Source organism: Blastococcus colisei (assembly GCF_006717095.1).
Lineage (GTDB): Bacteria > Actinomycetota > Actinomycetes > Mycobacteriales > Geodermatophilaceae > Blastococcus_B > Blastococcus_B colisei.
The window spans coordinates 841,240-861,226 of the sequence record NZ_VFQE01000002.1; the positions used below are offsets into that span (position 1 = coordinate 841,240).

Annotated in this window: 19 protein-coding genes, 1 tRNA gene and 1 pseudogene; 6 read left to right on the forward strand and 15 right to left on the reverse strand. The window is 71.3% G+C overall.

All coding sequences use genetic code 11. The annotated features are described in order from the left end of the window. Positions 1-15: 15 nt before the first annotated feature. Together FHU33_RS23500 and FHU33_RS23505 are read right to left on the reverse strand one after the other, a co-directional pair. Complete coding sequence (locus FHU33_RS23500) at positions 16-1,548, reverse strand: glycosyltransferase (RefSeq protein ID WP_170182670.1); 1,533 nt, start codon at positions 1,546-1,548, stop codon at positions 16-18. A gap of 76 nt (positions 1,549-1,624) precedes the next feature. Beyond that, positions 1,625-2,152, reverse strand: coding sequence for a hypothetical protein (locus FHU33_RS23505; protein ID WP_142027965.1), 528 nt, complete (start codon positions 2,150-2,152; stop codon positions 1,625-1,627). Positions 2,153-2,693: 541 nt separating this feature from the next. Here FHU33_RS23505 and FHU33_RS23510 point away from each other — a divergent pair. From FHU33_RS23510 to FHU33_RS23520, 3 genes and pseudogenes are all read left to right on the forward strand, one after another. Continuing rightward, the gene (locus FHU33_RS23510; protein ID WP_142027966.1) at positions 2,694-3,587 is read left to right on the forward strand and encodes a transposase; all 894 of its coding nucleotides are present in this window, start codon (positions 2,694-2,696) and stop codon (positions 3,585-3,587) included. Positions 3,588-3,805: 218 nt separating this feature from the next. After that, positions 3,806-4,153 (forward strand): annotated as a pseudogene (locus FHU33_RS26555) (tyrosine-type recombinase/integrase); the annotation flags it as partial. Between the two features lie 28 nt (positions 4,154-4,181). Beyond that, entirely contained in the window at positions 4,182-4,364 is a 183-nt protein-coding gene (locus FHU33_RS23520) for a hypothetical protein (protein ID WP_142027967.1), read from the forward strand. A 77-nt stretch (positions 4,365-4,441) separates the two neighbouring features. On the opposite strand, the gene FHU33_RS23525 is transcribed toward FHU33_RS23520, so the two are convergent. The 5 genes from FHU33_RS23525 to FHU33_RS23545 all read right to left on the reverse strand — a co-directional run bounded on the left by FHU33_RS23525 (position 4,442) and on the right by FHU33_RS23545 (position 8,186). After that, positions 4,442-4,528 (reverse strand) — tRNA-Ser (locus tag FHU33_RS23525). Between the two features lie 60 nt (positions 4,529-4,588). Next, entirely contained in the window at positions 4,589-5,422 is an 834-nt protein-coding gene (locus FHU33_RS23530) for an ABC transporter ATP-binding protein (protein WP_142027968.1), read from the reverse strand. Between the two features lie 14 nt (positions 5,423-5,436). After that, positions 5,437-6,210: an ABC transporter permease gene (locus tag FHU33_RS23535; RefSeq protein WP_246064163.1), complete on the reverse strand. Its 774-nt coding sequence runs from the start codon at positions 6,208-6,210 to the stop codon at positions 5,437-5,439. A gap of 73 nt (positions 6,211-6,283) precedes the next feature. Beyond that, entirely contained in the window at positions 6,284-7,138 is an 855-nt protein-coding gene (locus FHU33_RS23540; protein WP_142027969.1) for an ABC transporter permease, read from the reverse strand. Between the two features lie 76 nt (positions 7,139-7,214). After that, positions 7,215-8,186, reverse strand: a complete 972-nt coding sequence (locus FHU33_RS23545) for an ABC transporter substrate-binding protein (RefSeq protein WP_142027970.1) — start codon at positions 8,184-8,186, stop codon at positions 7,215-7,217. A gap of 233 nt (positions 8,187-8,419) precedes the next feature. Between FHU33_RS23545 and FHU33_RS23550 the strand changes: the two genes are divergently transcribed. Together FHU33_RS23550 and FHU33_RS23555 are read left to right on the forward strand one after the other, a co-directional pair. Next, complete coding sequence (locus FHU33_RS23550) at positions 8,420-9,238, forward strand: IclR family transcriptional regulator domain-containing protein (protein ID WP_142027971.1); 819 nt, start codon at positions 8,420-8,422, stop codon at positions 9,236-9,238. Then, positions 9,235-10,425, forward strand: a complete 1,191-nt coding sequence (locus FHU33_RS23555; RefSeq protein WP_246064164.1) for an MFS transporter — start codon at positions 9,235-9,237, stop codon at positions 10,423-10,425. The genes FHU33_RS23550 and FHU33_RS23555 overlap by 4 nt, the downstream gene beginning before the upstream one ends. A 21-nt stretch (positions 10,426-10,446) precedes the next feature. Here the strand turns inward: FHU33_RS23555 and FHU33_RS23560 are convergent, their stop codons facing one another. Genes FHU33_RS23560 through FHU33_RS23580 form a run of 5 tightly spaced genes read right to left on the reverse strand, consistent with a single transcriptional unit; the run spans position 10,447 to position 16,066 of the window. Beyond that, positions 10,447-11,529, reverse strand: coding sequence for an ABC transporter ATP-binding protein (locus tag FHU33_RS23560; protein WP_142027973.1), 1,083 nt, complete (start codon positions 11,527-11,529; stop codon positions 10,447-10,449). Continuing rightward, positions 11,526-12,617: an ABC transporter ATP-binding protein gene (locus tag FHU33_RS23565; protein ID WP_142027974.1), complete on the reverse strand. Its 1,092-nt coding sequence runs from the start codon at positions 12,615-12,617 to the stop codon at positions 11,526-11,528. The genes FHU33_RS23560 and FHU33_RS23565 overlap by 4 nt, the downstream gene beginning before the upstream one ends. Beyond that, complete coding sequence (locus FHU33_RS23570) at positions 12,614-13,582, reverse strand: ABC transporter permease (protein WP_142027975.1); 969 nt, start codon at positions 13,580-13,582, stop codon at positions 12,614-12,616. The genes FHU33_RS23565 and FHU33_RS23570 overlap by 4 nt, the downstream gene beginning before the upstream one ends. Positions 13,583-13,604: 22 nt before the next feature. Beyond that, positions 13,605-14,546, reverse strand: coding sequence for an ABC transporter permease (locus FHU33_RS23575; RefSeq protein WP_142027976.1), 942 nt, complete (start codon positions 14,544-14,546; stop codon positions 13,605-13,607). Next, complete coding sequence (locus FHU33_RS23580; RefSeq protein WP_142027977.1) at positions 14,543-16,066, reverse strand: ABC transporter substrate-binding protein; 1,524 nt, start codon at positions 16,064-16,066, stop codon at positions 14,543-14,545. Before FHU33_RS23580 ends, FHU33_RS23575 begins: the two co-directional genes overlap by 4 nt. A 208-nt stretch (positions 16,067-16,274) precedes the next feature. Between FHU33_RS23580 and FHU33_RS23585 the strand changes: the two genes are divergently transcribed. After that, entirely contained in the window at positions 16,275-17,462 is a 1,188-nt protein-coding gene (locus tag FHU33_RS23585; RefSeq protein ID WP_142027978.1) for a hydroxymethylglutaryl-CoA reductase, read from the forward strand. Positions 17,463-17,541: 79 nt separating this feature from the next. Here FHU33_RS23585 and FHU33_RS25235 read toward each other — a convergent pair whose 3' ends face one another. The 3 genes from FHU33_RS25235 to FHU33_RS23595 all read right to left on the reverse strand — a co-directional run bounded on the left by FHU33_RS25235 (position 17,542) and on the right by FHU33_RS23595 (position 19,791). Continuing rightward, positions 17,542-17,697, reverse strand: coding sequence for a hypothetical protein (locus tag FHU33_RS25235; protein ID WP_170182671.1), 156 nt, complete (start codon positions 17,695-17,697; stop codon positions 17,542-17,544). 14 nt (positions 17,698-17,711) lie between these two features. After that, entirely contained in the window at positions 17,712-18,503 is a 792-nt protein-coding gene (locus FHU33_RS23590; protein WP_246064168.1) for a class E sortase, read from the reverse strand. A 91-nt stretch (positions 18,504-18,594) separates the two neighbouring features. Further along, entirely contained in the window at positions 18,595-19,791 is a 1,197-nt protein-coding gene (locus FHU33_RS23595; RefSeq protein WP_142027979.1) for a fibronectin type III domain-containing protein, read from the reverse strand. Between the last annotated feature and the right edge of the window lie 196 nt (positions 19,792-19,987).

Sequence of the window (19,987 nt, forward strand, 5' to 3'; positions counted from 1 at the left end):
CTCCCGGGAAAGCGGTCAGGTCGCGGTGGGACGGCGACGGACGTTCGGCGGCACGGGAGGCAACAGACGAGGCATGACCACCGTGGGCATCTCGTCGTAGTTGTCCCGCAGGACGTACTCGGTCGGCCGTCCCCTCCGATGGAGTGCGGCCGACGTGGCCTGGGCCGGCTGCCCGACCATCACGGGCTCCGGCATCGACCGGGACGGCTGGGCGGGCGCGAACGCCTCATGGCGCCACCACTCCAGGGCCGGGTCGGCCTCCACGCGGGCGTCGGGGTCCACGCCCTCGGGCTTGGGGAGGGAGGGGTCCTCCTCCACCGCGCGGGCCGTCTTGGCCCATCCATTGCGGCGCAGCAGGATCCGGCCGAGGGCCCGGTACTCGGCGATGTACCAGATGTAGTTGTACAGCGCGAGCAGGTGCCCCATGGCGAGTGCGCGCAGCAGGGACAGATCGCCTGCCCGCCGCCGGTACTTCAGCGACATGTACAGGGCGGGGGCGAACGTGAACAAGTACTGGAGTGCGGAGTAGACGAGACCGAACGGGCTGAACCACAGCTCTGGGTTCGCGACGACGCTGGTCACGTAGAAGACCATGGCGGCTGCGAACATGATCGGCGCCAGCAGCACCAGGCCCGGCGCCAGCAGGTAGTAGCACATGTCGAAGGCGGTCACCGTCGGCAGGTGCGAGGCGAGCACCTTCGGTACGAGCTTCCAGCACTGAAAATGCCCCTGCGCCCAGCGGGTGCGCTGCCGGATCAGCAGCCGCGGGTTCGTCAGGCCCTGCTGGTCGACGTGCGTCTCGCCGCAGAACCGGTTCAGCCACCCGTTGATGGCAAGCCGCACACCTAGATCGAGGTCCTCGGTGAGGCACTCGCTCCACGGGTCGTCGCCCAGTTCCATCAGAGCCGCGAGCCGGGTGAACTGTCCGTTGCCGCCGAGGCCGACGCTGCCCAGTTTCTCTCGGGCGGTCTGCGTCAGCGAGGAGAACAGCAGGAACTCGTAATCCTGGAACCGGTTCAGCCACTTCTCGCGGTTGCGGATCCGGACCAGCACCTGGACCGCTCCGACCCGCTCGTCGCGGAAGTAGGGCGCCACCTCCTCAAGCACCGACGGCTCCAGGCGGCCATCCGCGTCGACGATGCACAGCACCACGTCGTGCGGGTCGATCCCCTCGGCAAGTACTTCTGCACGGATGTGCCGGTAGGCGTCGTTGAGCGCCTTGCCCTTGCCGATCTTCGCGTTCGGCAGGGTCCGCTGGAACAACTGCACGCGGGAATCGCCCATGCGCGAGCGGACGATGCCGGCGGTGTCGTCGCTGGAGCCGTCATCGATGACCAGCACCCGGTCCTGGTCGGTACAGGCGCCCAGCAGTCCGTCGACGGTCGAGCCGATCACTAGTTCCTCGTTGAGCGCAGGAACCAGGAAGATGAATCGCTTCGGCTCGTCCCCGTCCTCGAGCAGCGGCTTCTTCGTCCGGGCGAGCGCCAGGGTGAGAAGGAGGTAACCGAGCCCGACGAGGACCAGGATCAGCGAGAGCGCGTAAAGCACCGGCGGGCTCCTAGCGGGCGAGGAAAAGCGGGAGCGGCGGGCCGCCACAGTGGCGGCCCGCCGCGTCAGGAGCTGCTCACGCGACCGGCAGGGTCTTGCGTCCCTGGGCTGCTCGAATCAGCGCGATGCCCGACAGGAGGGCGAGGAAGCCACCGCCGGCGTAGGCCGCGGTGCTGAAACCGGTCCACGCCAATTTGCTCGCACCGGTCGGCGAGGTCGCCGGCGCGGCGACGGTCACCACCGACTCGACGACATGCGGCGAGCCGTCCGGTGCGTTGCCGAGCGCGACCAGCGTGTGCTGACCGGTGAGGCTCGGGTCGAGGGCTACCTCCACCGACATGTGGCCGCTGGAGTCAGCGACCGTCGTGCCCAGCGTCGTCGGCTCGCTGTACTGAACGATGCTGATCGACGCGTTCGAGCCGAATCCGTCCGCGGTCAGGGTCAAGTCCTGGCCGGCCACCAGCGACGTCGTCGCGGTACCGCCGAGACTGAGCGTGCCGGTGGACGCCGGGACGGAGTCGGGCGCGACCGGGAACCCGGTGGCCCCACAGACGAAGAGAGCGGTCGCGGCGCAGACGCCGGCGACCGGCTTGCCGAGGGTCATCAAGACTCCTACTTCGGGACGAGCGACAGAGTTGGCGCTCAGCTGGTTGGGCAGCAGACGTCAGGTCGGCTACGAGGAATGATCGGCCACTCACAGACCGTCCTGAAGGCGCAACGAGATGGTGATCCGAACGATGTCTGGTGCGGACTCTTGGCAAGTTGTGACAGCCAGCCGAACGGCTGCAGCACGTGCGCCCATCGTCCTTTAGCTGCTGTGCGAGATCTGCTCTGGCTGGGCACGGCACGGACGGGTTCCGCGGCGTCCGGCCAGGCGGGCCACCGGGCGCGCGGGTGCACCGACGGCCCAGGGTCGTGCGCGCCGGTTGGGCACAAGGGCGTCGTCAACGGCGGCCGGGTCGGCGTCCAGGTCGTTCAGGTGGCGGTCGCGAGTGAGCACCGCAGCTTTGCGGGCTCTTCGCGGTTCCTGGTGAAGGACGCGGCGTGAGCCGATGATCGTGAGCGTGGCCCGGAGACGTTGAGGGCCCGTGGTCCTGCTGGGATGGGTGTTGCCTAGACATCCGCACCAGTGAGGTCCACGAGCCGTGTTCGAGCCTACGGGCTCGCAGCGTGACGCCGCGAGCACGATCTTCAACCTGCCCGACTACCGGGTCCTGAGCGCCATCGACGACGACGGCCTGCGCCGGGTCGAGGTGCAGTCCACCGACCCACCCGGCTGCCCAGTCTGTGGAGTGCTCGCCGCGCGGGTGCACTCACGCCGCAGGCAACTGCTCCGGGACCTGCCGGTGGCCGGTCCGGTGGAGCTGGTCTGGGTCAAGCGCTGCTGGTTCTGCGACCAGGCTCGTTGCTCGCGTCAGACGTTCAGCGAGGTCACCGACCAGGTGCCGGCGTACGCCCGCTCCACTGCCCGGTTGTGCCAGGCACTGGTCGCCGCCGTGGTCGTCTCCGGTCGGGCGGCCAGCGAGGTCGCCCGCGCGCACCGGGTGTCCTGGTGGCCGGTGCAGGCCATGCTCACCGCCGCTGCCGACCTGATCATCGACCCCGACGACGTGCTCGTCCGCCGGCTCGGGGTCGATGAGCACCGCTACCGCTCGGTCCGTTTCTTCCGCGACGAGAGCGGCGGCTGGCGGCGCTACGAGCCATGGATGACCACCCTGGTCGATACCGACACCGGCCGGGTGCTTGGCGTGGTCGACGGCCGCGACTCCACCGGCGTCGGCGCCTGGCTGGCCGCGCGCAGCCAGACCTGGCGGGGAAGCGTGGAGGTGGTGGCGATCGACCCGTCGGCGGCGTTCCGCAAGGCGCTGCGCGAACACCTGCCGGCAGCGGCGGTCAGCGTCGATCCGTTCCACCTGGTGAAGCTGGCCAACGACACGGTGGAGGTCGACATGGGTCGCGGCGTCTGGCTCGACCCGTTGCGCAGCGGCGTCACGCTCCGCGACTACAGCCAGGCGTGGCTGGCAGAGCGGACCGCATAACTCCGGCAGCCGTGCGGCGATGGCACGCCGAGACGAGCGCAGCCACCGGCCCGACGGCGACCAGGCAGGCCTATGCCCTCCTCCACGCCATCCTGGCCACGGCCGTTGCAGACGACGCGCTCCCTCGGAATCCCTGCCGGATCAAGGGTGCGGGCCAGGCCCGCAGTGACGAGCGACCGCTGCTGGACGTCGACCAGGTGCAGCACCTCTCCGCGAACATGCCCGAGAACCTCCGGGGTCTCGTCGACCTGGCCTTCTGGGCCCACCTGCGCCTCGGCGAGCTGCTGGCTCTCCGCATCGGCGACATCGACATGGACGCGGGCACCGTGGCCGTGCAGCGGCAGGTCGTGGAGACGGACGCGGGCCCCGTGGAGAGCACACCGAAGGTGGGCAGCCAGCGCGTCGTCCACCTCCCCCCGCAGGGCGTCTCAGCACTGGCCGAGCACCTGAAGACCCGCTCCCCGGCGCTGCCAACGGCTCGGCTGTTCGTGCGGAGAGACGGGAGAACTCTCCGCGCCCATCACGTCCACGCCGCCTGGAGCACAGCCCGGCGAGCAGCCGACCTGCCCGACGTTCATCCGCACCACCTGCGGCATGCGGGCCTCACCCTTGCGGCGCAGAGCGGGGGCCCTGGCCGAGGTCATGCGGCGCGCCGGCCACTCATCGTCCCGCGCGGCGATGATCTACCAGCACGCGGCCGAGCGGCGCGACGCCGAGGTCGCGGCCCGCCTGGGGCACCTCGCAGCGGGCACCACTCCCAACCGTACGGGCACGTAGCGGGCACGCGAGCGGGCGGCGGCGCGGGACTTCCGTCGCCAGAGTTCTTCCGGACAGGACAAAACGCTGGTCAGGAGCGGAGGGCGTGGGATTCGAACCCACGATGGGTGTTACCCCATAGCGGTTTTCAAGACCGCCGCCATCGGCCACTAGGCGAGCCCTCCTGGCGCCGTCGAGGCTAATGCCCCGGGCAGGGACCCCGCCGCCGCAGGTCCCGGACGCGATCAGGCGCCGGAGTGGTCCTGGGTGACCGGCGCCGGGGTGGCCCCGGCTGCGACCGGCTCGTCGGGGGACGCCGTCTTCGCGCGGTGGATCTGCTCGTAGACGCGGGCCCGCAGCTCGGCGAAGCGCGGGGAGGACCGGGTGGTCAGCTGGTCGCGCTCGTCGGGCAGGTCGATGGTGAGGTCGTCGCGGATCACCGTGGGCGAGTTGGACAGGATCAGCACCCGCTGGCCCAGGTAGACCGCCTCGTCGATGTCGTGGGTGACGAACAGCGTCGTCACCTTGAACTTGTGCCACAGGTCGCGGATCAGGTCCTCGAGATCGGCGCGGGTCTGCGCGTCGACGGCGGCGAACGGCTCGTCCATGAGCAGCACGTGCGGCTCGTAGGCGACGGCGCGGGCGATCGCGACCCGCTGCTGCATGCCGCCCGACAGCTGCCACGGGTAGGCGGCGTGCGCCTCGGCGAGCCCGACGGCGGCCAGTGACTCCTCGACGAGCTGCCTGCGCCGCTCCGTCGGCAGCTTCTTCTGCTTGAGCGGCAGCTCGACGTTCTCGCGGACGGTCATCCACGGGAAGAGGCTGCGGCCGTACTCCTGGAAGACGACGGCCATGCCCGGCGGGGGACCCGAGACCCGCGCGCCGTCCATGAGCACCTCGCCGGAGGTCGGCTCCAGCAGCCCGGACATGATCTTCAGCAGGGTCGTCTTGCCACACCCGGACGGGCCGACCAGGCAGGCGAGCTCGCCCTGGCCGAGGGTGAAGGTGAGGTCGCGCACGGCCTCGACCGTGCGGTCCTTGCTCTCGTACACCTTCTTGATGCCGCGGACGTCGAGCATGGGAAACCTTCCGATCAGGAGGAGCGCTGGGCGCGGCGCAGGCCGTGGTACCAGGCCAGCCGGCGGTTCTCGACCAGCCGGAACAGCATCGCCAGCAGGAAGCCGAGCAGACCGAGCATCAACATGCCTGCCCACGTCTCGGGGATGGCGAAGCTCCGCTGGGCCTGCACGACGGCGAAACCGAGCCCGTTCGTGGCCGCGAAGAGCTCGCTGATGACCATGAGGATGATCGCCACCGACAGGCCCTGCCGCAGGCCGGCGAAGATCTGCGGGCTGGCACTGGGCAGCACCAGGTACCGCAGCCGGGACCAGCCGTGGACGCCGTACACGCGGCCGGTGTCGCTGAGCACCTCGTCGACGGCACGCACTCCCTCGACGGTGTTCAGCAGGATCGGCCACATGCACCCGAAGGCGATCACGACGATCTTCATGCCGTCGCCGATGCCGAAGAGCAGGATGAAGATCGGCACCAGCACCGGCGGCGGGATCGCGCGGAAGAACTCGAACACCGGCTCGGTCAGCCCCCGCACCGTCCGGGAGGTGCCGATCAGCACGCCCAAGCCGAGGGAGACCGCTGCGGCGAGCGCGTATCCGGCGGCCAGCCGGTACAGGCTCGGCCAGACGTCGTCGACCAGCCGGGCGCCGAACCACTCCTGGACGAGGCTGTCGAGGATCTCCGACAGCGGCGGGAAGAAGAAGTTGGTACTGCCGGCACTGGCCACCCACCAGACGGTGAACAGCATGACCGGCAGCCCCAGGGCCATCCCGATGCGATGCACGACGCTCACGAGTCCTCCTCGCTGGCGCTCGTCGGCCGCGTTCGCGAGGCTGCTGTGCTCATGCGTGAACTCGCAAGCTCCTTCACGCCGGCACCTCCCCTCGCTGGGACGGGTGCCAGGACAGCGACCGCCGCTCGACGGCCCGGAAGACCACGTTCACGATCACGCCCAGGATGCCGGTGACGACGACGATCGCGTAGGTCGCCGCGACGGCCCCGCTGCTCTGCGCGTTGTTGAGCAGCTTGCCGAGGCCCGGGTTCCCGATCACCAGCTCGGAGGTGACCGCGAGGATCAGCGCCACCGCGGCGGCCAGTCGCAGCCCGGTCATCACGTACGGGAGCGCGGTGGGCCAGGTGACGTGCCGGATCCGCGCCCAGGAGCCCAACCCGTACGCCCGCGCGGTGTCCTGCGCGACCGGGTCGACGTCCTGCACCCCGTAGAGGACCTGGATGAGCACCTGCCAGAACGAGGCGTAGATGACCAGCATCAGCTTGCTCTCGATGTCCGACCCGAACAGCAGCACGGCGATCGGGATCAGCGCCACCGACGGGATCGGCCGCAGGAACTCGATGGTCGACGCGGTGAACTCGCGGGTGAACCGGGAGGTGCCGATCAGGATGCCGAGGACGACGCCCGCCACGGACGCGATGGCCAGGCCGAGCGCCCAGCCCTGCAGCGTGTCGAGGACGGCGGTCCAGAACTCCGACCGGCCCAGCTGCTCCAGCAGGGCCGATCCGATCTCCGACGACGGCGGGAAGTAGCGGCGCGGAACCAGCCCGATCCGCGGAGCCACCTCGACGAGGACCACGAGTCCGATCAGGCCCAGCAGTCCCAGGACCCAGGTCGGCAGCACCCGCCGCGATCGTGACGGCCGGGCGCCGCCGGTCGACGGGGCGGCGGCGTCCGCCGATGTCCGGCCGACGGTCGACGAGCTCATCAGCGAACCCCCTCGCTCGCGCCCGTCCGGACCGGTGCCCCGGGTGCTGCGACCCCCCGGGACCGCGCGAGCCCCGTCACGGCAGCAGGGCGTCCAGATCCGGCGCCTCGTCCAGCAGGCCGTCCTCGACCGCGAGGTCGGACAGGGTCTGCACGGACTCCCGGTTGATCTCGGTCGGCCAGGCCGGCATCGTCATGGCCCCGGCGATCGCAGGGTCGATCTGGGTGTACTCGCCGAGGATCTCGCGGACGGCGTCCGGGTTCTCCTGCGCGTACTCCAGCGACTGCTGCATGGCGGAGCTGAAGCACTCCACGGCCTCGGGGTTCTCCTGCGCGTACTGCTGGCTCGTGAAATACGCCGCCACCGTGAGGGCGTCGGCGGTGTCGACGAAGTTCGACGTCACCACCTGCGCGCCGTTGTCCGTGGCCAGGGCCAGGAACGGCTCCACGACCCAGATCGCGTCCACGTTGCCCTGCTGCAAGGCGGCCCCCATGTCGGGGAACGGCAGTTCGACGAACTCGACGCTGTCGGGGTCGCCGCCCGCGGCGCGCACCGACTCGCGGATCGTCGTGGTGCCGATGTTGTTCAGCGTGTTGACCGCCACGCTGCGCCCGGCCAGGTCGGCGGCGTCCGTGATGCCGCTGTCGGGCGTGGTCACGACTGCGCCGAAGTCCGCGCCCTGCTCGCCCGTCGAGGTGACACCGTTCGCGACGACCTGCAGCGGCAGGCCCTCGCTGGCGGCGAGCAGCAGGGAGGTGATGTTGCTGAAACCGAACTGCGACTCCCCGCTGACCACTGCCGGGACGATCGCGGCTCCGCCCTGGCCGGTCTCCAGGCTGACGTCCAGACCGCACTCCTCGAAGAAGCCCTGGTCCTGGCCGAGGTAGACCGGGGCCACGTCGACGATCGGGATGACCCCGACGGTCACCGCCTCGAGGCCCCCTCCTTCCGCACCGCCGCCCTGGGGGCTCTCCGCGTCGTCCCCTCCGCAGGCCGCCATGGTCAGCAGCACGGGTGCGGTCAGGAACGCGGTCAGCGTCCGGCGCATGGGATCTCCTTCGATCGGCGTGTCCGTGTACCGGGACCTTGCGCACAGTCGTTCGCCTTGCGAACGTATGTGTGCCATACGAACGGTTGCAGGTGACCGTGGCCACGTCAACAGCTGTAACAGGACTGTGCCCAACGGCAGCGAACGGCCGGACACCGCAGGCTGCGACGCCCGTCGTCGTCCGTGATGCGGACGTCGGCTGGTGGCGTCCGGGCGAATGGGGAGAGGTGAGCATGGCCGACGCGGAGACGGAGCTGGAGACGGGCACCACGGTCGGCCGGGTCCGCGACGGCACGTTCGTGCAGTCCCTGGACCGGGGTCTCGCGGTGATCCGGGCCTTCGACGCCCAGCATCCGGTGCTGAACCTGAGCGAGGTCGCCCGGGCGACGGGCCTGACCCGCGCCGCCGCCCGGCGGTTCCTGCTGACGCTGGTCCACTTGGGCTACGTGCGGGTCGAGGGCCGGGAGTTCTCCCTCCGCCCGCGCGTCCTGGAGCTCGGCTACTCCTACCTGTCCGGCCTCACGCTGCCGGAGGTGTCACAGCCGCACCTCGAGGCGCTGGTGAGCCGGGTGGACGAGTCGTCGTCGGTCTCGGTCCTGGACGGCGACGACGTCGTCTACGTGGCGCGGGTGCACACCAAGCGGATCATGACCGTGATGATCACGGTGGGGACGCGGTTCCCGGCGTACGCCACGTCGATGGGCCATGTACTGCTCGCCGGGCTCCCCGACGCCGAGCTGGCCGACTACCTGGCGCGGGCGGAGCTCGCCCCCCTGACGTCGCGGACCGTCACCGACCCCGGCGCCCTCCGTGCCCGGCTGGGTGAGGTGCGGGCCCAGGGCTACGCGGTGGTGGACGAGGAACTGGAGGAGGGACTGCGCTCGGCGGCTGCTCCGGTGCGCAACCGGGAGGGTGCGGTGGTTGCGGCGGTGAACCTGTCGGTGAGCGCCAACCGGACGTCGCTGCGCCGGCTGGAGGACGAGTTCGTGCCGCCGCTGCTGGAGACGGCCGCCCAGATCTCCCGCGACCTGGGTTGCCCGGCCTCCGCGTGACGACGGCCCGCCGCCTCAGCTGGACCGTGCTCGCACCGGCGGCGGCGCTCGTCCTCACCGCGCTGTGCCTACGGGGGCCGTTCGCCGCCGTCGGCCCGGTGCTCGGGGACGTCGGGGACGAGCTGTCCCTGTCCACCGGCGCCCTGGCGGTGGTCACCTCGTTGCCGCTGGTCTGCTTCGGCCTGCTCTCGCCGTTCGCCCCCGCGCTCGCGGCCCGCATCGGGTTGCACCGCGCGGTCCTCGCCGGCCTCGCCGTCCTCGCGGTCGGCATCGGCCTGCGCTCGGCCGGTGCCATCGGCCTGTTCGCCGGCACCGTCGTCCTGAGCGGCGGTATCGCGATCGCGAACGTCCTGCTGCCCGCCGTCGCCCGCGCCGAGTACGGCAGTCGCAGCGCCGCCGTCGTCGGGGCGGTGACCGGGTCGATGGCGCTGTCGGCCAGCCTGGGCGCCGGCCTCGCCCAGCCGCTCACCGCCCTGACCGGCAGCGCGATGGGCGGCCTGGCGCTGTGGCTGGCTCCGGTGGCGCTCGCCCTCGTCGCGATGGGGTTGCTGGCGCGCGCCCGCCCCGAGAGCCCCGCCCCGCCCCCCGCCCCGGGACGACGCACCGCGATCCTCCGCGACCGGGTGGGCCTGGCCGTGATGGCGTACTTCGGCTTCCAGTCGCTGTCCTTCTACGCGCTGCTCACCTGGCTGGCCGCGATCCTCGAGGACGACGCCGGTGTCACCCCCGTCACCGCCGGCGTGCTGGTCGCCGCCGCCGCGCTGCTGGGTGCCCCGCTGTCGCTGCTCGTCCCGCCGCTCGCGGCGCGCCGGTCGAGCCAGGTCGGGTGGGTCGTGGCGGCGTCCGCCCCCACCGCGGCCGGCATCCTGGGCCTCCTGGTCGCCCCGGACGCCGCTCCGGCCCTGTGGGCGGTGCTCTACGGGCTGGGCACCGGCGCGTCGTTCCCCCTGGCCATGACCCTGATCCTGGTGCGCACCCGCGACGCCGCGCAGACCGGCCGGCTGTCCGCCGCGTCGCAGAGCCTGGGGTACCTGCTGGCGGCGTCCGGACCGCTCGCCGTCGGCCTGCTGCACGAGCTGACCGACGGCTGGACCGCGAGCCTGCTCCTGCTGCTGGTGGTGCTGGCCGGCCAGCTGGCCTCGGGCGTGGTCGCCGCCCGCCCCCGCCTGGTGCGCGCCGACGCCTGATCGCCCTGCCCGAGTCGATCATCAGCTCGGGGGGGCGGTGATCCCCTCGGGCGTCTCCTCCCCCACCGGCCGGCCGACGACGCCGTGCAGGTGGCAGGCGGCAAGCTGCCCGGCCGCCCCGGCCGGCTGAAGCGCGGGGTCGACGGTCGGGCAGGGCTCGAAGGCGTAGGGGCAGCGGGTCCGGAACCGGCAGCCACTGGGGACGGCGGACGGCGAGGGGACGTCGCCGGTGAGGACGATCCGCTGCCGGGCCCGTTCCAGGGCCGGGTGCGGCACCGGGACGGCGGACAGCAGCGCCTGCGTGTACGGCATCTGCGGATCCGAGCCCACCGCCGCGGCCGGCCCCACCTCCACGACCCGGCCGAGGTACATGACCGCGATCCGGTCCGACAGGTGCCGGACGGCGGACAGGTCGTGCGAGATGAACAGCAGCGTGAGCCCGAGCTGCCGCTGCAGCCGCCGCAGCAGGTTGAGCACCTGTGCCTGCACGCTGACGTCGAGCGAGGCGATCGCCTCGTCGCAGACCAGGAAGTCCGGCTCCCCCGCGAGCGCCCGGGCGATGCCCACCCGCTGCCGCTGACCGCCGGAGAACTCGTGCGGGTACCTGCCGGCGACCGCTGGGTCCAGCCCCACCAGCTCCAGCAGCTCACCGACGCGGGCCGAGCGCTCGCGCTTCCCCGACCGCAGGCCGTGCACCTCCAGCGGCTCGGCCACGGTCTGCGCGACCGTCCGCCGGGGGTCGAGGGAGGCGAACGGATCCTGGAAGACCATCCCGGCCCGGCGGCGCATCTCCTTGAGCCCGCGGCGGTCCAGCGAGGTCACGTCACCGCCGTCGAAGGTGATGGTGCCGCCGGTCGGTGGCACCAGCCGCAGCAGCGCGTTGCCCAGCGTCGACTTCCCGCAGCCGGACTCCCCCACCAGCCCGAGCGTCTCGCCGCGCATGATGTCGAGGTCGACCCCGTCGACCGCCCGCAGCACCCCGGCCGGCTTCCGGCGCAGCCCCCCGCCGCCGACCGGGAAGTGCACCTCCAGCCCGCGGGCGGACACGAGGACGTCGCCGGACGTCGTGCGATCCGTGCTCTGTGCGCCCAGCGCGGTGCTCATGCACGGCCCCCTTCCGGACTCTCGGCGCGGAACGCCCCGCCGTCCCCGGGACTCCCGGCGCCGGAAGTCCCCTCCTCCGTGCACCAGGTGGCGGCCCGGTGCTCCAGTTCCGAGGAGCGTTTATGGCCATAAACGCTGCTCACGGGGGCGAGGGGTGGTTGCTCGGTCTCGCAGCGCGCGTCGCTGCGGACGGGGCACCGCGGCCAGAACACACAGCCCTCCGGCAGATCGGTCGGTGGCGGCGGCAGCCCCGGCACGGTCGTCAGGTCGGGCACCTCGCCGTCCGGGCCGGCGGGCGCGGCCAGGTCAGGCAGGGACCCGAGCAGGCCGCGTGTGTACGGGTGCGCGGGGTGCTCGAGGACGTCGTCCACCGTGCCGTCCTCCACGCACCGCCCGCCGTACATGACCAGCACCCGGTCGGCGATGCCGGCGACGACGCCCAGGTCGTGGGTGATCCAGATGACGCCGGTGCCGTGGTCGGCCTGGAGCTTCGCGATCAGGTCGATGATCTGCGCCTGCACCGTGACGTCGAGGGCGGTGGTGGCCTCGTCCGCGATGAGCAGCGCCGGCGAGTTCGACAGCGCGATGGCGATGACCACCCGCTGCCGCATGCCACCGGAGAGCTCGTGCGGATAGCGGTCCAGCGCCCCCTCGGGGTCGGGCAGCCCCACCTCGCCGAGCAACTCGGCGGCCCGCCGGCGGGCCACGGCCTTCGACATGTCGCCGTGCGCGCGCAGCCCCTCGACGAGCTGCCGGCCGACGGTGAGCACCGGGTTCAGCGACGTCATCGGGTCCTGGAACACCATGCCGGCGCCCGCCCCGCGCACCTGGCGGAGGCGCTCGGGCGCCATGGTCAGCAGGTCCTCGCCCTGCAGCAGGGCGCGGCCGGTGACCGTGGCCACCCGTGCCGGCAGGAGCCCGAGCAGGGCCAGCACCGAGACGCTCTTCCCGCTGCCGGACTCGCCGACGACGGCGACGGTCTCCCCCTGGCCGACGCGGTAGGTCAGCCCGTTGACCACGTGCGCCGTCCCGCGTGGAGTGCGCAGCCGCACCCGCAGGTCCTCGACCTCCAGCACCGGCTCGGTCACTTGCCACCCCCGGCCATCTGGGTGCGTTGCCGCGGGTCCAGGACGTCGCGCAGTCCGTCGCCGAGCAGGTTGAAGCACAGCACGGTCAGGAAGATCGCCATGCCCGGGAAGAAGGCCAGCCACCAGGCCAGTTCGATGTAGCCACGCCCCTCGGCCAGCATCAGCCCCCAGGAGGGGTTCGGCGGCTGGGTGCCCAACCCCAGGAAGGACAACGCCGCCTCGGCGAGGACGGCGAAGGCCAGGCTGATCGACGTCTGCACGATGATCGGCGGCGCGGCGTTCGGCAGGATGTGGCGGGTCAGGATGCGCCAGTCCGAGGCGCCCACCGAGCGCGAGGCGCGCACGTAGACCTCCTCCCGGACGCCGAGCACGCTCGCCCGCGTCACCCGGGCGAAGATCGGCGTGTAGACGATGCCGATGGCCAGCGCGGTGTTGCCGGCACCCGGGCCGCGGACGGCCAGCACCGCGATGGCCAGGAGCACCGCCGGGAAGGCGAAGAGCACGTCCATGAACCGCATCAGGACGTCGTCCACCCACCGGCCGTAGTAGCCCGCCAGCAGGCCGATCAGGCTGCCGACGACGAGCGCGAAGCCGACGGCGAGGAAGCCGACCCGCAGTGACACCGACGCGCCGAGGATGACCCGGCTCAGGATGTCGCGGCCGAGGTCGTCGGTACCGAACGGGTGCTCCCAGCTGGGCGACTGCAGCCGGTCGGCCACCGAGATCTCGTTCGGGCCCTCCGACGCCAGGGTGTCGTCGAAGACGGCGGCCACCACGATGAGCAGCAGCGTCACCGACGCGATCGCCGCGGTGGGGTTGTGGATCAGCAGGCTGAGGGTCTCTCGCCACCGCGGTCGGGCGGGGCGAAGCGACGCCTCGGGGGCCCGCGACTCCGACACCGTGCCGGGTGCACCCGCAGGGGTGTCCGGGGAGTTGCCCGGCTCGGGGAGCGGCGCGCCGGTCATGGCAGCAGGACCCGGCTGTATGTCATCGCCGGATCCGCGGGTCGATGGCGGTGTAGAGCAGGTCGACCACCAGGTTGATCACGAGGAACACCACCGCGAACAGCAGGATGGCGCCCTGCAGGACGGGGTAGTCGCGCGCTTCCACCGCTTGCAGGGCCAGCTGCCCGAGCCCCGGCCAGGAGAAGACGATCTCCACGACCACCACGCCGGAGAGCAGGTAGGCCAGCTGCACGCCGGTCACCGTCACCAGGGGCAGCAGGGCGTTGCGCAGGACGTGCCAGGTGAACACCTGCCGCGTGGGCAGGCCCTTGGCCTGCGCCGTCCGCACGTGGTCGGAGCCCAGCGCCTCCAGCATGCTGGACCGGACGAAGCGGGTGATCACCGAGCCGGAGACGACGCCGGTGACCAGCGCCGGCATGACCAGCCTCTGCAGCCACGCCCCCGGGTCCTCGCTGAGCGGCACGAAACCGCCCGACGGCAGCCAGCCCAGCGTGCCGGCGAAGACCAGGATGAGCACGATGCCCATCCAGAAGTCCGGCACGGAGATGCCGAACTGGCTGATCACGGTGGCGATGCGGTCGATGATCGACCCGGGCCGCAGGGCCGAGATCGTCCCCAGCGGGATCGCGATGGCCAGCGCCACCAGGATCGACGCGAACGCCAGAGTGAGCGTCGCGGGCAACCGCTCGGCGATCACCGAGGTGACCGTCTCCCCGCTGCGGAAGCTCACGCCGAGGTCGCCGGTCAGCGCCCGCCCCAGCCAGCCGAAGAACTGCTCGACCAGCGGCTGGTCCAGCCCCGACCGCTCCCGCAGGGCGTCGTAGGTCTCCTGGGAGAACCTCGTGCCCAGCGCCAAGCGCACCGGGTCGCCGGGAACGAGGTGGACCAGGGAGAACACGATGACGCTCACCCCGGCCAGCACCACCGCCGACTGCCCGATGCGGCGGAGCAGGTAGGTGGTCAGGGCAGCGTCACGTCCTCGAAGTTGATCGCCTTGTCCGCGCGGATCTGGTACCCCTCGAGACCGGGGACCCAGGCCTGCACGACGTCGGGGTTGTAGAGGTACAGGTAGGAGACGTCGTCCACGATGAGCTTGGCCGCCTGGTCGTAGAGCTCCTTGCGGGCGTCCTCGTCGGTCTCCGTGGCGGCCTCGTTGAGCAGCCGGTCGACCTCGGGGTTGCTGTAGCCCTGGTAGTTGCTGGACCCGCCGGTGATGTGCTGTGCGTGGTAGTAGTCGAACGGGTCGATGTTGCCCAGCCAGCCCAGCAGGAAGGCGTCGAAGTCTCCCTGGGCCTGGCGGTCCAGCCAGGTGGCGAAGTCGACGGTCTGCACGTCGACGTCGATGCCGATCGGTTCGAGCTGGCTGGCGATCACCTGCGCCGCGGTGACCGTCTCCGGGAACTCGTCGGTCACCATCAAGCCCATGGTGATCGGCGTCTGGACGCCGGCCTGCTGCAGGAGCGCCGTCGCCTCCTCGACGCTGGGCTCGAACGGTGCGTAGTCGTAGTAGTAGAACGAGTCCTCGGGGATCGCGGTCTGATTGGGCTGGGCCGCGCCGAAGCGGGCCGCCTCGGTGACGGCCCCGCGGTCGATCGCCGTGGCGATCGCCTGGCGCACCAGCGGGTTGCCGAACGGCTCCCGGGCGTAGTTCATGCTCATGTACCAGTAGTCGACGCTCGGTGTGGTGGCCAGCTCGACGGCGTCGTCACCCGCCAGGGACTCGATCTGCTGCGGCGGGATGTTGTCGGTCCACTGGACCTCGCCGTTCTCCAGCGCGGTGAGCGCCGCGGCCGGCTCGGTGATGTAGCGGAACTCGACGCCGTCGATGCTGGGCGCCCCACCCCAGTAGTCCTCGTAGGCGGCCAGCTCGGTGCTGCTGGCGTCGGAGCTCTCCAGCGTGAACGGCCCGGTGCCCACCGCCTCGGTGGTGAGGTCGTACTCCTCGGCCGCGCCCTCGGGGAGGATCGACATCCCCTTGAACGCCCCGATCAGTGCCGGCAGGTTCGGCGTCGGCTGGCTGACCGTGATCTCGACGGTCTGCGGGTCGACGGCCTCGACGCTCTCGACGGTCGAGAAGCGGTAGGCGTTGTTGAGTTCCTCGTCGATGATCCGGTTGTAGGAGTAGACGACGTCGGCAGCGTCGAACTCGCTGCCGTCGTGGAACGTGACATCCTCACGGAGGTTGAACGTCCACGTCAGGCCGTCGTCGCTGACCTCCCAGTCGGTCGCCAGGCTCGGCTCCATCGTGAGGTCTTCGGCGTTGGGCACGACGAGGGTGTCGTAGACGTTCTCCAGCACCTGGAAGCTCGGGTAGGCGCTGGTGACGTGCGGGTCGAACTGGTCGGGCTGTGCGGCGACCGCGGCGGTGAGGACGTTGTCACCACCGCCACCACCACCGGTGTCGACGCTCTCCCCTCCCCCTCCGCAGGCGGTCAGTGCGAGGGCGCCGGCTGCGGCGAGGGCGAGTGGTCGGATGGTGCGCACGCTGACCTCCGGGATTCGGAAAGGCGGGTCCACCCTCGACCCTCTCGCCGTCGGCACGGGTCGGCCACCCGAACTGCGCGTTCACCACGAACGTTGCCGGTTCGATACCCACCTGCAACACATCGGTCATGGAGGAACGACGAGCGGCGCGGGGTGACGCAGCCCACACTGGACGAGCGATCACGTCGTCGTACCGGAGAGGTGCCCCATGACCGATGCCCCGTCCACGCACCGCACCCGCATCCCGCGCGACCGCGAGCACGACTACACCGACGAGATGGCGCACAAGCGGCAGGCCTTCGTCGCCGAGCGCACCGGCGCCCACCTCGAGCACGTGAGCACCTACTCCTTCGACCCCGCCGTCCTGCCCGGCAACGTCGAGAACTTCACCGGCGTCGCCCAGGTCCCGATCGGCCTCGCCGGCCCGCTGACCGTCCGCGGCGAGCACGCCCAGGGCGACTTCTTCGTCCCGCTCGCGACGACCGAGGGCACGCTGGTCGCCAGCTACAACCGCGGCATGCGCCTCATCGGCGAGTGCGGCGGCGTGCGGACGACGGTCGTCGACGACCACATGCAGCGGGCACCGGCGTTCATCCTCGACGACGCCCTGCAGGCGCGGGAGTTCGGCCGGTGGGTGGACGAACACCTCGACGGCATCCGGACGGCGGCCGAGTCGACCACCCGCTCGGGGAAGCTCACCTACATCGGCCAGCACCAGATCGGCCCGCTGCGCTACCTGCGGGTCAACTACACGACCGGCGACGCGGCCGGCCAGAACATGACCGGCAAGGCGACTCTCGCCGCCTGCGAGTGGATCCGCGAGAACCACCCCGACCACCCGCGCTACGTGCTGTCGGGCGCCATCGACACCGACAAGAAGCACTCGCAGATCAACATGCTCATGACCCGCGGGAAGCGGGTCGTGGCGGAGGTGACGATCCCGAACGAGGTGCTGAAGCGGGTCACCGGCGTCGACACCCGGCAGCTGTTCGAGTACCGCCAGATCGGGATGGCCGGGGCGTTCATGTCCGGCGCGGCCTACAACGGCGCCCACGCCGCCAACGGCCTGACCGCCATGTTCATCGCCACCGGGCAGGACGTCGCCAACGTCGCCGAGTCGCACTCCGGCGTCACGTACGCGCAACTGCTGGAGAACGGCGACTACTACTGGTCGACGACGCTCACCTCGCTGATCGTGGCCACCTACGGCGGCGGCACCGGCCTGGCCACCCAGCGCGAGTGCCTGGAGATCCTCGGGTGCTACGGCGCGGGCAAGGTCAACAAGTTCGCCGAGGTCTGCGCCGGCGTCGTCCTGGCCGGCGACATCTCGCTGACCTCGGCGATCCTGGCCGGCGACTGGGTGACCAGCCACGACGCGCTCGGCCGCAACCGCTGACCCCGGCCAAGGCATAGGTACCTATACCTGCGTCGTGGACCCCGGGATGGGGGGTAAAGGTACCTATGCCTGGGTGGGATCAGTCGACGGTCACGTCGTTGAAGGGCAGGTGGGGCTCAACCCACGGGAAGACGACGAACAGCAGCAGCGCCACGACGGCGAGCACGAGCACCAGCGCGGTCAGCGACCTGACCGCCGTCCCGCCGGGTAGGTGCCGCCAGATCCAGCCGTACATGCAGTGCTCCTTCCTCAGCGCTCGGACAGGGCGGCCGGGCCGTTGGGCATGTCCGCCTTGCTGATCGCTGCGCCGTCCAGGCGGGCGTGGATGATCAGCCGCTGCTCCGCCGAGTATCGGGGGTGACAGGTGGTCAGGGTCAGGTAGGCGCCGGTCGGAGCCGCGTTCTCCGCGGCGTTGGGGGTCGGTGAGATGACCTCGACGTCCTCCGGGCGGACGATCTGCCGACCCGGGATGCCGCTCGGATCGGCGGCGACGTCGCCCGTCGCGACGTCCCCGAGCATGCGGTAGACGAACCAGCTGTCCGCCGTCTCCACGACGATCGGGTCACCGGGCTGCAGCAGGTCGAGCTCCAGGAACGGTGACCCCTTGCCCACCCGGTGCCCGGCGAAGGCGACGTTCCCCTGCTCTCCCGGCATCGCGGTGCCGGTGTAGTGACCGGGGCCCTGCGAGAGCTGCCTCTCCTGCGTGCCTTCGAGGACCACGCGCTCGTAGTCCAGGCCGAGGCGCGGGATGTGCAGGACGGCGAACGCGTCACCCAGCTTGCTCTCGTGCACGGGCACCGCCGCCGAGGGCGGGCGGTCCCAGTCCTCCTGCAGCTCATGGGCGAGCGCGACCTGCCGGCGGTCGGCGAGCACGTCGGTGACGACGAGCTCGTAGACCACGAACAGCAGGACGACCAGCCCACCCGTGATCAGGAGTTCGCCTGCCGCCTGGACGACACCGACCCAGCGTGCCGGCGCACGCAGTGTCGTGGACGGCACCGGCGGCGGGGCGACCCGCTCCATGGGCTGGGTGTGCGTCATTGCAGGTCCGTTCGTACGTGCGCGGTGGTGCGCGGAGGACGTGCGACGACCCGGGACCCGAGCCGGGTGGCTCGGGTCCCGGGTCGGGCGGTCAGGCGGCGGAGCGGCGACGGGCGACGACGATCAGGCCGGTCCCGAGCCCGAGGACGGCGAGACCACCGATCGCGGGAAGGGTGACGTCGGCGCCGGTGGCGGCCAGCTTCGGACCGGTGACCGTCGCCGTCCCGGCCGCGGACACCGTCACTGCCAGGGTGGTGAAGCGCTGGTCGCCGTTGGTGTCGTAGCCGGAGGCGACGAGGGTGTGCTCCCCGGGCGCCAGGCCGGCCGGGACGGTGACGGTGGCGGTGAAGTTGCCCGACGAGTCCGCGACGACCGTGGTCAGGACCTGGGGCTCGGAGTAGATGAGGAGCGTGACGGTCGACCCGGGCGCGTAGCCGGTGCCGGTCACGGTCATCGTCTTGCCGGCCTCGACCTTGCCCGACGAGCCGGCCGCCGGGGTCATGGGCCCGTTGGACGCCGGGACCGTGGCCGGGAAGGGGATCTTCCCGGTCGCGACCGGTGCCGCGTGGATGCCTCCGTTGCCTTCGGAGTCGATCGCGAAGACGCTCACCTGCCACTCAGAACCGAAGTCGGCGTCACCCGTGCAGGTGAGCACGTCGGCGGTGCTGTGGCAGAGAGAGTCACCCATCCCGCCGGCGTCCGGACCGGCCGGCTGGAACATGTAGGCGGCATAGCCGTCGACCGGGAAGGTGCCGGCGACCGTCGGCGCGGACCAGCTGGCGGTCACCTTGCCCGGGGCCGTGGTGACCGTGAGGGCACCCGGCGCACCGATCGGCTTGGCGGGCGTGCCCTGGACCACGTCGCTGTCGACACTCGGGCCCTGATCACTGGTTGCCCGCACGACGATGTCGTAGCTCTGACCGTTGATCAGGCCGGTGACCGTGCCGAAACGCTCGTTGTTGCCGTAGGGAGCATCGACGACGAACGGGTTCCAGGTGGAGCCGTTGTCGGTGCTGACCTCGTAGCCGGTGGTCTCGGCCTCGACGGCGGGGTCGTAGTAGCCGAGGAGGAAGGTGAGCGTCACCGAACCGTCGCCGACCTCGTAAACCTCGAGGTACCGGGGCGCGGTGGGGGCGGTGAGCGCCGCCGAGACCACGTCCTCGGTCGACACGGCGTCGCCCGGGGTGGCGCTCGCCACGCCGGCGACGCCGAGCAGCGCGGTGGACAGGCCGATCGTGCCGGCGGTCAGGAGACCGAGCGCACGACGGGGTGGTGACGTGAGCTGCACGTCGGCTCCCTCAGTTGACCCGGATCGCCGGGGCGGTGGCCCGGCGATCCGGACGGCGGAACGAGACCATGGGGGGTGCGACCGGAACGGCGCCGCCACGCCCGAGTCCACCAGTGGGTCACGGCGTTATGGGATCGTTATTCCGAAGGCGTATGTGCAGGTCAGCGCGTCGGCACATCCAGGCGAGAACCGACAG